The sequence below is a fragment of the Paenibacillus cymbidii genome (assembly GCF_004764705.1).
Lineage (GTDB): Bacteria > Bacillota > Bacilli > Paenibacillales > NBRC-103111 > Paenibacillus_AN > Paenibacillus_AN cymbidii.
Genome location: NZ_SHLX01000017.1, coordinates 13,727 through 26,953, shown reverse-complemented (window position 1 = coordinate 26,953; position 13,227 = coordinate 13,727). Strand labels below are relative to the sequence as shown.

Sequence of the window (13,227 nt, the reverse complement as noted above, 5' to 3'; positions counted from 1 at the left end):
CCGCCACTGGACCAAAGCCCAGCCCGGCCGACCGTCCCGGGTCCGTTTTGCCGGCGGCGCGCGGCGCTTACAATAGAACTATCACAAGCGCCGCGGCGCAACCAAGGAGATGGACCTCATGAACAAATTGTATCGCTCGAGAACGGACAGCAAATTGACCGGCCTGTGCGGCGGCATCGCCGAATCGCTCGGCATCGACGCAACGATCGTGCGACTGCTCGTCGTTTTTGCCGCCTGCGTCAGCTTCGGCAGCGTCGCCTTCGTTTACTTCCTGGCGTGCCTCGTGGTACCGAAAGCGCCATACGGCACGATCGAATACGTCGGCAGATACTAAAAGCAAAAAGCCCGCTCCGTCAAGCTGCGACGGGCGGGCTTTTTGCTGCTACACTTTTTGACGCGATTTATAATCGTTCGTATTGACAAGGAGCGGCAGCAGCTTGACGCTGCTTACCATCGGCGAGTTGCATTGCCAACAGACAGGCGACTGATCGAAAGCAAAATTATCCCGCATCCAGCCGCTGCAGCCCTCCTGCGTACATAACCATACGGCGGTGTCTTCCTGGGGAATTTCCTCTTCCGGCTTTTTGCGATAATGCATGGCGGCCTCCCTGACTCCTGACGTTTGGCGAATGTCGCGTTCTACAGCTTGACGACGTGCTCCGCCTGCGGCCCCCTGTTGCCTTGCACGACTTCGAACTCGACGCGCTGGCCTTCGTCCAATGTTTTAAAGCCTTCCCCCTGGATGGCGCTGAAATGCACGAACACATCGCTGCCGCCCTCCACCTCGATAAAGCCAAACCCCTTCTCCGCGTTGAACCATTTCACCGTTCCTGTTTGCATGGTACTGCTTCTACCTCCATCGTGGGTTTACCCTGCCCGCCATTCGCCGCTTGGACAAATAAGGCAGTTCTCATATAGGATAAGCAGCGACATGAAAAAATATTCCTGCCTCGTGCATGTTGGGGCAAAAACATTATACAATGAAATCGAATGCATCGAGATCCGACGCATACGAATTGGAGGAGGAATGAACCATGAGCGGTTTTTTTCAAAAAATGAAGGAAGGCGCCTCGAAAGCGGCGGACAAAGCACAGCAGGCTATGGAGGTACAGAAGCTGAACAGCCAAATATCCGGGGCCAAAAAGGAGATTGACAAGCTGAAGCATCAGATCGGGGACGTCGTGTACGCCGCCTACCAGGCCGACCGGGTCGGCACGCTGGAGTTGGATCTGACCGCACTCAGCAGGCAGATCGCGGCGCAGGAAGCAAACATCGCCGAATTGGAGCTCAAGATCAAGGAGACCAAAAATCAGAAGGACTGCCCCTCTTGCAAGCAAACGGTGGCGCTGGACACCAAATTTTGCCCGGGCTGCGGGCATAAGTTCGAAGCCGCGCCGGCCGCAGCGGCAGCCGAAGACGCTCCCGCCTGCGCGTCGTGCCAGGCGGAACTGGAGCCGGACAGCAAATTCTGCACCTCATGCGGCCAGCCGGTCGCCCAGTAAGCCGATATCGCCGGACCGACAAGGCAGGGCTCGGTTCGGGTATCGCGGGCAAGCTTTTTCGGGGCGAACTGCATATAGGCATTTCGCTCCGAAAACGCGCCGTCTTCAGATGGACATGTCGATGAACAGGTACAGCCCGTCCCCGATCGGGCACGAATACGTCTGGATGAGGCTGGACGTGTCCAGGTCGGTGTACGCCTGCGACAACATGCCGATGCGCTGGTTCTTCATCGTCAGAATATTCGGGATGAAATACGGGCGCCACACCCAGTTCGCGCCGCGGAACAGGCTGTCTTTGGCCCAAACCCCGTTCTCCCCGCGGTAGAAATTGGACGACAACTGCGTGCCGTCCTCCCTGCATATGTATAGCCTAATGCCGTTGTCCATGACCGAAGGCAGGAACGCTTCGATCGTGTCGTCCGCATCGTCGGCGCGCCCGATGTCGACCGAACGGCTGACGAGCCGGTTCAAGCTCATCTCGACCGACAGCAGCCGGCGGTGCTTGGCCATCTCGCCGTCGCGGAAGTCGGCGATCTCCTGCTGCAGCAAATCGGCAAAATGCCGCTCGCCCAAAAATTCCGGCACCGCCGGAGACAACAAAAAGCCCTGGACGTACCTCGCCCCGGCGTGAAGCGCCATCTGCAGTTCCTTCCGCGTCTCGACGCCCTCCACCAGCAGCGACGCCCCCATCTGCTCCGCCACGACCGAAAACGACCGCATCAGCGCCCGATACCCGTCATGATGCGCGCTCTTCTTCAGAATATTCAAGTCGATCTTCATGATCTTCGGCTGAATCATCGCGATCCGGTCCAGGCTGCTGAAGCCGCTGCCCACGTCGTCGATGGCGATCGTGCAGCCTTGGCCGCGGTAAATTTCGAGCACTTCCTTCAATTCGTGCAAATTGCCGGAGAAATCCTCCTCCGTCACTTCCACTACAAGACGATGCGGCGCAATGCCGTACTTCTCCAGCAGCTGCAGCGTCGGCAGCCGGCCGGTTTCGTGATAGACGCGATAAATCCAGGCCGGCTTCAAATTGACGAATAGCTGACAATCGATGTCCGATTGTGCCAGCTTGGCGAAAGCCCGCTCGCGCAAGACGCGGTCGATGGCGATATGAACGTCGTCGGGGATGGCCGGATTTTTGAAGAAGGGGCCGAGGCTGGACACGCCGCCCTGCCCGAGCTTGCGCCCCAGCACTTCATAGCCCATGATGCGTTGCGTCTGGATCGATACGATCGGCTGGAAAAAAGGCGCGATCTCGTCTTCCCGCGGAATTATGCTGTCTCTGGCTATCATGAGCCGCTCACCTGCCTCGCGGAATCGCATCCGTCCAAGTTATGTTTCCTTACGCATGATGTCGTATCGTGTCGTATACACGATATTTTAGCTTACATTAGCCCCCACGGCAATATCAAACGTTCGGAAAATGAAGCCGTCCTCCCCCGAGTCGGGTCGAACTATCGTTCTCCGGGCGAAACGCGCCTTCATTCTCCAGCCCCTCCCACACGTTCGGAACCGCATGGTACAATGAAGCGACAAGTCGGCAGGCGGCCATTCCGCCGGGAGGGAACAATCGAGCATGAAACCCGTTATTCGCTTCAGTATGAAGCATACTGTGGCCATTTTTCTGATGATGGCGCTGCTTGTGGGGGGCGGCATTTACTCCGCATCCGGCATGAAGATGGAGCAATACCCGGATGTGGACATCCCCTATTTGCATGTCAGTATAGCTTACCCCAACTCGTCGCCGCAGCAAGTTTCCGCCGATATCGGCCTGCCGCTGGAGCAGGCGCTCGGCAATCTGGACGGCGTCGTCAATGTATACATAACCGCAGCGCCCAATGCGCTTAGCGCCACGCTGCAATTCGGCATGACGCAGGACATGGCGGAGGCGGAACGGCTGACGCGCGACGCCATTGCCCGCGTCCGGATGCCGGACGGCGCGCGCGAACCGTCTTTCTACAAGGAGAAGCTCGACGCCGACGTGTATGTCGTCGCGCTGAGCGGCGGTTCGTCGGAGGCGGCCCGGCAGTTGGCGCAGCAAACGCTGCTGCCCGCCTTCCGCTCCGTCCGGGGCGTCGAGCAAGTCGATGTCGGCGGCGTGTTCGACAAGAAGGTATACGTGCAGGCGCGGCCCGACGCGCTGCTCGCGGCCGGCGTCGCGCTCGATCAGCTGAAGGCGGCACTCGCCGGAAGCAACGCGGCGCTGACGGTTGGCGATTGGAAATCAGCCGACCGCACGTTGCCGATCCGCATCGACCAATCGCTGCAATCGGTTGACGACATCAAGAACATTCGCCTGACGGTTCCCGGTTCCGGTTCCTCCTCCGCCGGAGCCGGAGCGGCCGCCCGTACCGCAACGATCGGCGATGTCGCCGATGTGACGTACGAAGCCCGGCAAACGTCGTATTCGCGCATCAACGGCGAGCCGGCCGTTATTTTGTCGGTTTCCCCGCGCGGCGGCGAGGACGCCGTGCGCATCGCGTCCGACATCAAGGCGATCGTGGCGCATGCGAAGCTGCCGGACGGGATGAAAACGACCGTGCTGCTCGATCGTTCCGTGCCGATCAAGCAGTCGGTGAACAGCATGCTCCGCGAAGTGACGCTCGGGGCGCTTATGGCCGTTGCGGTCACGCTGCTGTTTCTGCGCAACCTGCGCGCCACCGTCATCGCGGTCATTTCCATCCCGCTGTCGATGTTCGCCTCGCTTATCGTCATCGGCCAACTCGGCTATACGCTGAATATGATGACGCTTTCCGGCATCGCGGTAGCGATCGGGCGGGTTGTGGACGACTCGATCGTTGTGATTGAAAATATTTTTCGCCGCATCCGGTACGCCCGCGAGCGCAACGATGCGCTGGTCGAAGAAGCGACGCGCGAAGTGTCGGCGGCGATCACCTCGTCGACGATCACGACCGTCGCCGTCTTCCTGCCGCTCGCTTTCGTGCCGGGCATCGTCGGCAAGTTTTTTGTGCCGCTGGCCTGGACGATCGTCATCTCGCTGCTGTTCTCCTTGCTTGTTGCCGTTTCGGTCGTGCCGCTGCTGTCGCGGCTGTCGCTCCTGCGGCTTCGCCATCGCGAATCGCGCGAGAACGCGCTGCAGCGCGTTTACCGGCGCATGCTCGGCCGGGCGCTCGCCCGGCGCTGGACGACGCTGCTTGCCGCCGCAGCCTTGCTGGCCCTCAGCGTCGTGCTGATCGCCCCGCGGCTCGGCTTTAATTTTCTGCCGTCCGAGAAGGTGCAGCGGTACAACATTGGCGTGAAGATGCCGATCGGCACCTCGCTCGACAAGACGGAGACGGTCGCCCGCTCGATCGAGGCCGCCATCGCCAAGGAACGGGCCGTCACGCTCGTCCAATCTTCCGTCGGTTCGGAACGGGCCGGGATCGCTTTTACCGTGGACAATGCGGAGAAAGACCCTTACGCGGTCGCGAAACGCATACAGACGGCCGTATCGACCATCCCGGATGCCGACATTACGGTCGCCGGTGTGGGCGGCGTCATCGGCAGCAGCCGCGTCGACATTATCGTTAACGGACCCAATGCGGCAGACATCCGCACGGCGGCCACGCAAATGGTCGAAGCGCTGAAGCCCCTCCCCGGACTCGCCAACGTGCGCAGCTCGGCGGAAGGCGAGAAGCCGGAAGTCGCGATCCGCTTCGATAACCGCAAGCTGGCGGAAGCCGGCTTGAACGCGGCGGCGGTCGCTTCCGGCCTGCGCGACTTGCTGAGCGGCTCCACGGTCGCCCGTTTGCGGGTCGACAACCAACCCGCCGACATCGTCCTGTCGCTGAAGGGCGAGCTTCCGGCGAACCTTGACGCGTTGAAGCAGCAGCGCGTGAACGGTCCGCTCGGGCGCACGTATACGCTCGGCGACCTGGGCACGGTGAGCGAAGTGAAGAGCATGCTCGGCATCTCGCGGCTGAACGGCAACGAATATTTGGAAGTCACCGGTACGATTACCGATACGAATACGGGCAAAGTGAATGCCGCCGCAGTGAGCGCGCTGCGCAAGCTGACACTGCCGAGCGGCGTCACCTGGACGACGCAAGGTTCGGCCAAAGAAATGAACGAAGGATTCGTCAATATGGGGATAGCGCTTCTCATCAGCGTGTTCCTCGTTTATCTGGTCATGCTGATCGCCTTCGCCGACTGGAAGACGCCGCTGATTATTCTCGTAGCCATCCCGTTCTCGCTGGTTGGCGCGCTGCTCGGCCTGCTCGCCGTGCGCGAGCCGATCGGGATGCCGGCGATGATCGGCGTGCTGATGCTGAACGGCATCGTCGTCACCAACGCGATCGTGCTGCTCGAGCGCGTCCGCACGAACCGCAGCCGCGGGCTCGATACGCATGACGCGCTGATGGAAGCCGGCGCAACGCGGGTGCGCCCGATTCTGATGACCGCCGTCGCCACGATCGGCGCGCTCATTCCGCTGGCGGTGTCAACGGAAGCCGGCCTCGTCTCGCGTGCGCTGGCGGTTGTCGTCATCGGCGGCCTGGCGACGTCGACATTCCTGACGCTGATTATCGTGCCGGTGCTGTACAGCCTGGCGTTCGGACGCCGGCAGAAAGCGCAGCCCGGCATTCCGGCACAGGCCCCGGCGACGGAGTAGCGGCGTTGGCGCCCGCAGCGCGAACCGTTTCTCTCCGGTTGACGTTACTCTTGTCGTGATTGCTTTTGCGCAAATGGCGTGAAGAACAAAATAGGATGCGCAAGCCGCAAGCCGGTTTTATCGCGGCTTCGTTTTTCCTGTATAATAGAGGCATCACCTTGAAACGGGGAGTCGCGATGGATAGACGTTCATTTTTAAAATGGCTGCTTTCGATGATGGCGGTGGCGACCGCGGGAACATGGTCGTTTCTGCGCTTCGGCCAGCCGGACCGGGGAGCGCAAGGTCCCGCGCCAACCGCAAGCGCTTCCGCTACGCCTTCGCCCTCGCCGACGCCGGCAACGCCCAGCCCTACGCCGTCCAAGGCGCCAAGTCCGACGCCGCAAGGCAGCGGCAATTTGCTGCTGAGCTTTTTTCTGCTGAGCGATCTGCACGTTTCCTTATATGAACCGAGCACGGTAGAGAAGCTGAAGCTGGCGCTGGCCGACGTCAGCGAGTTCGATCCGAAGATCGAAGCGATCGTGCTGGGCGGCGATCTGACCGATTTTGGCACGGACAACGAATACAGCCTGCTGCGGAAAACGTTGAACGGCTACAAGCTGCCGCCGATGTACGGCAATATGGGCAACCACGATTTTTACGACATCTGGATCAACAAGGACGGCGCGTTCTCGACCGATACGATGCCGAACGGCAAAACGGATGCGATGGCGCGCGCGCGATTCAACAAATTTATCGGTTACAAGGATAAAGCGTACGCGGACGTCACGATCAACGGCGTTCATCTGATGATGCTCTCCCAGGAGTCGTACGTCCAGGAGCGTGCCGACGTCGGCGAAGGCGCCTGGTACACCGACGAGCAGCTCGAATGGTTCAAAAAAACCATTGCCCCGCATAAAGACGGCTCCCCGGCGCTTGTGTTCATTCACCAGCCGCTGCCGGCCGTCGGTTCGGACGGGCGCACGCACCAGCTCATCCGCGCCAACGCGTTCCGCGACATCGTGCGGCCGTATCCGAATGTGTTCGTTTTCTCCGGCCATACGCACCGCAATTTCATCGGCGAGAACCATTACGTCATGCACGAAAATTTCCATTGGTTCAACAACGCCTCGGTAGGCCGGACGCGCGGCGCAGGCTCGCTGCCGAATCCGGACGGTTCGGCCAGCCAAGGCGCTTCGCGGCAATTCGCGCAAGGCATGTTCATTCAAGTGTATGAACGGCAGATCGTCGTACGCGGCCGCGAGTTCACGACCCGCGAGTGGATCGAAGGCTCGAACTGGACGGTGCCGCTGAAAGCTTGACCGACCATTTAACCCCGCTTACATCGACACGCCGCGCGGCTTCTCGCGGTCGCCGGATTGTTCCGCCCGTGACCGGCCGCCTGCGGCAAACGACTCCAACCGTTCCCCGAGCCTGTCGAACCGCCGCGCGAACGCGTTGTACACCTTCGAGCCGACAAGCCAATCGGCCAGCTTCACGCAGCCGTAGGCGAACAACATGCCGGCCAACACGTCGATTACCCAGTGCACCTTCAAATACATCGTCGCGAGGATAATCGATACGCAGAAGATGCCGGTCACCCAGCGGTACAGCCGGCTCCCCTCCCGCATCGACAGCAGCAGCGCGGCGAACGCGATCGAAGTATGCATGCTCGGGAAACAGTTCAGCACCGTCGACGCCTCCGCCGCCGGGCTTAGCCCCCGTTCCAGCAAGTCCGGCGTCCCCTGTACGAACCATACTTCCCGCACGAGAATCGTTTGGTAGAACGGCAGTACCAGCGGCACCTGGAGCAAATAACCGGCCAGCGAGTAACGACCCAGTTTCGTTACATCTTTCGTGAAGAACGCGCGAAACACGCACATCCAATACGACAGCGTAAACCCCGCGTTATAGACAGCCTGAAAATAGCGCGTCAACCACTTCGGCTGCCATACGCGGAGAAACGCCGCATCGTTGAGCGGGATGGCATCAAACGCTTCGTCCCATTGGAACAAATGGCGCACATGCTTCGTTTCCGCTGCCGCCACTCGCTCCCAGAGCGGCCCCGCATAGCGGTAGATCAAGTAGAACGCGGCCAGCGTCAGCAGCCCGCCCGGCAGGAAGCGCAGCCACGACCCGCTCCCGGCATCCTTGCGATTGCCGAGCAGCGCCGCGGCAAGCACGACTAGCCAGCCCCAGCCCCAATGCTCCACCAGCGTAATCGCGTAAACAAGCGCCGCCCCTATCAGGAGCAGCAGCGGCAATATCGAACGGCGAATCCATCCGGTCACCCGGCATCCCTTCCTTCCCGGCCCTCAGGCGCATCCCTCCATTATAAAGCATGCCAACCCGGCAGGCATAGCCGGAAAAGAGCCGCACCGGAACGGCGATCGGACGAAGCGGCCGCTTCCCGAAAATGGCTTTACAATCGTTGCGATACGGGGATATGATGGTACTTGACTACACCCATTTTGCTGCCCACGAAAGGATGGAATCATAGTGCCTGCAGTAGATATGCCGCTCGAGAAGCTGAAGACGTACCAAGGGATCAATCCCCGCCCCGGCGATTTCGACGAGTTCTGGGAACGCGCGCTGAAGGAAATGCGCGAAACGGACGCGCAGGTGGAATTGGTGCCAAGCCCGTTCCAGGTACCGAACGCCGATTGCTTCGACCTGTATTTCACCGGTGTGCGCGGAGCCCGGGTTCACGCCAAATATTTGCGCCCCAAAAACGTGCAAGAGCCGCATCCGGCCGTCGTGCAATTCCACGGCTATACGGGGTCTTCCGGCGACTGGCACGACAAGCTGAACTACGTGTCGCTCGGCTTCTCGGTGCTGTCGATGGACTGCCGCGGCCAAGGCGGCAAGTCGGAGGATACCGGCGGCGTCAAAGGCAATACGCATCGCGGCCATATCATTCGCGGTCTGGACGATGCGCCGGACAATTTGTTGTTCCGCCATATTTTTCTCGATACGGCGCAGTTAGCCGGCATCGCCATGGGGCTGCCGGAAGTTGACGCCGATCGCGTCGTAGCGATGGGCGGCTCGCAAGGCGGCGCCCTGACGCTCGCTTGCGCGGCGCTCGAGCCCCGCATCAAACGGGCGGCGGCGACGTTCCCGTTCCTTTCCGATTATCGCCGCGTCTGGGAAATGGATTTGGCGAAGGATGCCTACGAGGAACTGCGCGCGTTTTTCCGCCACTTCGATCCGCAGCATGCGCGCGAGGACGAAATCTTTACGCGTCTCGGCTATATCGACATTCAGTACTTGGCGAACCGCATCGAAGCGGAAGTGCTGATGGGCGTCGGCCTGATGGACACCGTCTGCCCGCCTTCGACGCAATTCGCCGCCTACAACAAAATTACGTCGGCGAAGCGGCTGGAAATTTTCCCCGATTTCGGCCACGAAAACTTGCCGGGCTACTCGGATAAAGTGATGCAATTCATGCTCGGCGTATAATCGGCAGCCTGCAAATGCAACCGCCCTTGCACCCGTTCGACGGGGACAAGGGCGGTTGCATTTCCTTACAGAAAGCGCCCAGCTTCTCTACTCCTATTCGAACCATCTCCAAGCAGACACGCTACACAAAGCTCGGTATTCTCCCCTCCGCCAACTAACCAGTTCGCTTTTGTGCCGCTCCGATGAAGCATCTGCAAAATAGGCCATGCTTTATTGCTTATTTCGCCAAAAACGGGCAGCACCTCCATAATACCCAGTGAAACCACTGGCTATTTCGGCGAAAAGGCCGGATTTTGGAGCCTGATGAAACAAATAAGCCTTGTTTTCACTGGCTATTTCCGACGAGGCGGGTGAAATCGGGCAAATAAGCCATTTTTTATGGGCTATTTTTCAGGAGCCGGGACTTGGGTTTGATAAAGCCGGGGATGTGCTCGCTTTCGCGCCGTCATCGCCGCGTTTCCGCCGCCACTGCTCGAACTGCGCAGCGGCGAACAGCGCGACCAGCGGGATGAGCGGTACGGAATATCGCGAATGCGCGAGATAAATCATGTGCAGCAGCGACATGTAGCCCATCAGCGACAGCAGCAGCAGCGCGCCGCGGTCGCGCCGCAGCCGCCAGGCGCCGATGAAGCCGGGGATCAGCAGCGCGTAGTGGTAGAGCACGGCAACGGCAAGCGGAATGCCGGGAATCGGCATCCAGTAGAATACGTCGCCCCAGAACAGCGCAAACTTGCCGACCGTATACCAGCTGGCGTACGTCCAGAACGAGTCGCGAAAGCCGGAGCGAATGCGTTCCTTCGCCCGCTCCGTGTCTTGCGCGTCGTTCACCCGCAGGTCGCTGCTCGTGTGCCACGTGCGCTGCTCCTCGAGGAACAGCGCCGGCACCGTATACGGATACGTGCCAAGCAGGAGCGGATTGCCGCCGGCCTGCGTCAGCGGCACAAAATGACCGCCGGACACGTGGTAGTTGCGCACCCACCACGGGGCAAAACACAACACGAACACAACCGCCGCGACCAGGCCGCTTCGGACGAGCCGGCTCCACGGCACGCGCCGCCAGATCAGCAGCAGCGCGAAAAACACGCCGGGCCACAGCGCGATGGTCGGCCGGATGTAGGTCGCTGCCGCCCAGATCAGCCCGAACAGCAGCGCCCACCGCAGCGTGGGCGTCTCCTGCGCGCGAAGCGCGGCGTACACCAGCAGCAGGAGCGCCAGCGTAAACAACGCTTCCGTGAAGATGAAATTCGACACCAGCCAGAGCGGCGGATACCAGGCGCACAGCAGCACCGCCCAATAGGCGATGCGCTCGCCGAACAGTCTGCGGCCGATGGCGTACAGCACGCCGAGCGCCGCCGTAACCATAACGGCTTGCAGCACGCGAACCGTCTGCTCCAGCATGACACCGGGGCCGAGCAGCTTCATCAGCAGTGCGAGAAACCCGGGCAATGCCGGCGTAATGAACAGCGTCGGGCGGGTCGGATCGTTGTACGTGAAGAGGCCGGTTTCCAGCCAGATGCGCGCCGATTCCAGGTACCCTTGATCGTCCGAATGATAATTGTACGCTTGACCGTGCGCCAGCACGAGCACGATCTTCAGCAGCAGGCTCGCCAGCAGAACAATCGCCGTATAGCGGCGATAGCGGGCATCCCCCGGCTTCGGCGCGGAAGTCGGCTTCATCGCGTCACCCTTTCCAGCCGATCAGCGAAATGCCGGCGACGACAAGCAGACATCCGCCGATCTTCGCAACGGACAGCGGCTCGCGAAAGAACAGGAACGCTCCCAGCAACGTCACGATATAGGCCACGCTTTGCAGCGGATATGCGATGCTGAGCGGCACCCGCGACAATATATACAGCCACAACACCGTGGCGATTCCATAGATGCCGAGTCCGATCAAGACATACGGCGACAAGAGCAGCCGCACAATGCCGCGCAATGAAGCGAAAGCGTCGCCGCGCCGCTGCAGCCCCAGTTTCCAAATCAGCTGGCCGGATGCGAGCAGCAGCGCGTTCAGCCCGATCAGCAGTCCTCTTGCAAGCGTCAAGACGCCGCCCCCTTCCGTGTCCGCCGATAATGCCGCCTATTGCTGGTTGAACCGCAGCGCCCAGCGCACCGCTTCCGCAACGGAGTACGCCTCGTGCGCGGCAGCGGCGCGAACGCCCGGTTGGCAGCCTGCCATGGCGAAGCTGTGCGGCGTTTCGGCGAACATCGGCACGTCGTTGAACGAGTCGCCGATGCAGACCGCCGACGATGCCGGCAAGCCGAGCCGCTGCAGCAGCGCCGCAAGCCCGACCCCTTTGGACACGTTCGGGGGCATGACATCCATGCAGTCCGAATCGGAAAAGCAATACTCGATCCGGCCGGCGAACGATTGCCGGAATCGTTCTTCCAGTCGTTTCAGCGCCTCGTTCTCGCCAAAATACGACAGCTTCGTCACCGCCAGCTCCGCCGGCAACGGCGCCGACTCGTCCGACAACACCTCGAACGGCTCGAACATCCGCCGCTCCAGCTCCTTCGTCCGTTCGTCCATGCGCAGCACATGATTGTGCGTATGCGTGCCGATCGTCACGATGACGCCAAGATCGCTCGCCGTGTCCAGCACTTCCCGGACAAGCGCCGGTTCCATCCGGTGGGCATGGACGGACTCTCCCGAAGCCGTATATACGCTCGCGCCGTTCTGCGCAATGATATGACAATTTATCCCAATATCTTCCATAATGCGTTTGATTTCGCTGGCCATCCGGCCCGACGCGATACACAGCTGCACCCCGCGCCGATCCGCTTCCTGCAGCGCTTGCCGATCCTCCGGCGTCATCCGCTTCCCCCGGTCGAGCAGCGTGCCGTCCAGATCGCTGACGAATAACTTGATCATGAGGCCAGTCCCTTCCAACCGCTATAATGAACCAGCCTCATTATAAGCGTTCTGGCCGCCGGATTCAATTTGCGGCAGGCGAACCGCTTTTGAATCGGTTGACAAAAACACCATTAGGAGAAGATCCCTCTTAGTGCGAAAACAGATGCCTCGGCCTGCGATATAGGCCATCTTTTATGGCTCAACCTAAAAATCAGTGCTTGACGATCAGAGCAGTATGCGGTGCCGGTTACACTCGAGAAGAATCCCGTCTTTGTAACAGTGCTTGCTGCATGCGGGCGCTATGGGACGCTGTTGAACCGAGCGCGTGCTCGACAGCAAGGGAACGAAACGACTTGCTGTATTGTTGTTTCGGGTCTACAAATTCGTACGCCCATACGAATCCCATTTCACAAGCCTTACCGTACAAACGTATGGCGGGCACATGCAAAAAGGACTTCTTCTCGAACACGGGGAGATGTCGGACCGTACGCATCCCATTGGTTCCTCTGCGAATGACAGGTGCATCGGACAGGCAGATCGGGCAGCTTTGGCGATGGTCGACCGGAACGGCTTCGAAATGAAGTTCATCGAAGGCGTCCGTTAAAATCTGGGTTACACGCAATTGTGGTATGTTCAGCCATTCATTGATATACTGGTTCTGCATCCGTCGATTCCTTTTGTTGTTTGGTGGGACTTACAACAATACAGGCATTGCGGATGTTTTTCCATTTTCCCCCTCCCGTTCACCCGTCAAGCACTTATTCCGGGTTTGAGCCTCTTTTATTGCCTATTTCGTAAAAAAATGGAGCACGACTCCCAATTAA

General features: G+C 60.1%; 13 protein-coding genes. 5 read left to right on the top strand and 8 right to left on the bottom strand.

The features are described from left to right. The first annotated feature begins 118 nt into the window (after positions 1–118). Positions 119–334 (top strand): PspC domain-containing protein, encoded by a 216-nt coding sequence (locus EXY20_RS22240; RefSeq protein ID WP_135554317.1) that lies wholly within the window; start codon positions 119–121, stop codon positions 332–334. Positions 335–382: 48 nt separating this feature from the next. On the opposite strand, the gene EXY20_RS22235 is transcribed toward EXY20_RS22240, so the two are convergent. Then, the gene (locus EXY20_RS22235; RefSeq protein ID WP_135554316.1) at positions 383–598 is read right to left on the bottom strand and encodes a cold-shock protein; all 216 of its coding nucleotides are present in this window, start codon (positions 596–598) and stop codon (positions 383–385) included. 41 nt (positions 599–639) lie between these two features. Next, positions 640–840: a cold-shock protein gene (locus tag EXY20_RS22230; protein ID WP_135554315.1), complete on the bottom strand. Its 201-nt coding sequence runs from the start codon at positions 838–840 to the stop codon at positions 640–642. Between the two features lie 194 nt (positions 841–1,034). Here EXY20_RS22230 and EXY20_RS22225 point away from each other — a divergent pair, with 194 nt between their 5' ends. Continuing rightward, positions 1,035–1,502 (top strand): double zinc ribbon domain-containing protein, encoded by a 468-nt coding sequence (locus EXY20_RS22225; RefSeq protein WP_135554314.1) that lies wholly within the window; start codon positions 1,035–1,037, stop codon positions 1,500–1,502. 105 nt (positions 1,503–1,607) lie between these two features. On the opposite strand, the gene EXY20_RS22220 is transcribed toward EXY20_RS22225, so the two are convergent. After that, positions 1,608–2,798 carry an EAL domain-containing protein gene (locus EXY20_RS22220; RefSeq protein ID WP_167859428.1) on the bottom strand — a complete coding sequence of 397 codons (1,191 nt, stop codon included), beginning with the start codon at positions 2,796–2,798 and terminating at the stop codon, positions 1,608–1,610. Between the two features lie 283 nt (positions 2,799–3,081). Here EXY20_RS22220 and EXY20_RS22215 point away from each other — a divergent pair, with 283 nt between their 5' ends. Together EXY20_RS22215 and EXY20_RS22210 are read left to right on the top strand one after the other, a co-directional pair. Beyond that, complete coding sequence (locus EXY20_RS22215; RefSeq protein WP_135554312.1) at positions 3,082–6,114, top strand: efflux RND transporter permease subunit; 3,033 nt, start codon at positions 3,082–3,084, stop codon at positions 6,112–6,114. Between the two features lie 176 nt (positions 6,115–6,290). Continuing rightward, positions 6,291–7,412 carry a metallophosphoesterase family protein gene (locus EXY20_RS22210; RefSeq protein ID WP_235886144.1) on the top strand — a complete coding sequence of 374 codons (1,122 nt, stop codon included), beginning with the start codon at positions 6,291–6,293 and terminating at the stop codon, positions 7,410–7,412. Positions 7,413–7,430: 18 nt separating this feature from the next. On the opposite strand, the gene EXY20_RS22205 is transcribed toward EXY20_RS22210, so the two are convergent. Beyond that, positions 7,431–8,381 (bottom strand): phosphatase PAP2 family protein, encoded by a 951-nt coding sequence (locus tag EXY20_RS22205; RefSeq protein WP_135554311.1) that lies wholly within the window; start codon positions 8,379–8,381, stop codon positions 7,431–7,433. A 208-nt stretch (positions 8,382–8,589) separates the two neighbouring features. Here EXY20_RS22205 and EXY20_RS22200 point away from each other — a divergent pair, with 208 nt between their 5' ends. Further along, positions 8,590–9,549: an alpha/beta fold hydrolase gene (locus EXY20_RS22200; RefSeq protein WP_135554310.1), complete on the top strand. Its 960-nt coding sequence runs from the start codon at positions 8,590–8,592 to the stop codon at positions 9,547–9,549. A gap of 390 nt (positions 9,550–9,939) precedes the next feature. Here EXY20_RS22200 and EXY20_RS22195 read toward each other — a convergent pair whose 3' ends face one another. The 4 genes from EXY20_RS22195 to EXY20_RS22180 all read right to left on the bottom strand — a co-directional run bounded on the left by EXY20_RS22195 (position 9,940) and on the right by EXY20_RS22180 (position 13,067). Next, entirely contained in the window at positions 9,940–11,226 is a 1,287-nt protein-coding gene (locus tag EXY20_RS22195; RefSeq protein ID WP_135554309.1) for an ArnT family glycosyltransferase, read from the bottom strand. 4 nt (positions 11,227–11,230) lie between these two features. Continuing rightward, complete coding sequence (locus EXY20_RS22190; protein ID WP_135554308.1) at positions 11,231–11,593, bottom strand: EamA family transporter; 363 nt, start codon at positions 11,591–11,593, stop codon at positions 11,231–11,233. A 36-nt stretch (positions 11,594–11,629) separates the two neighbouring features. Next, positions 11,630–12,421, bottom strand: coding sequence for a Cof-type HAD-IIB family hydrolase (locus EXY20_RS22185; RefSeq protein ID WP_135554307.1), 792 nt, complete (start codon positions 12,419–12,421; stop codon positions 11,630–11,632). 229 nt (positions 12,422–12,650) lie between these two features. Next, complete coding sequence (locus EXY20_RS22180; protein ID WP_135554306.1) at positions 12,651–13,067, bottom strand: transposase; 417 nt, start codon at positions 13,065–13,067, stop codon at positions 12,651–12,653. Positions 13,068–13,227 lie beyond the last annotated feature (160 nt).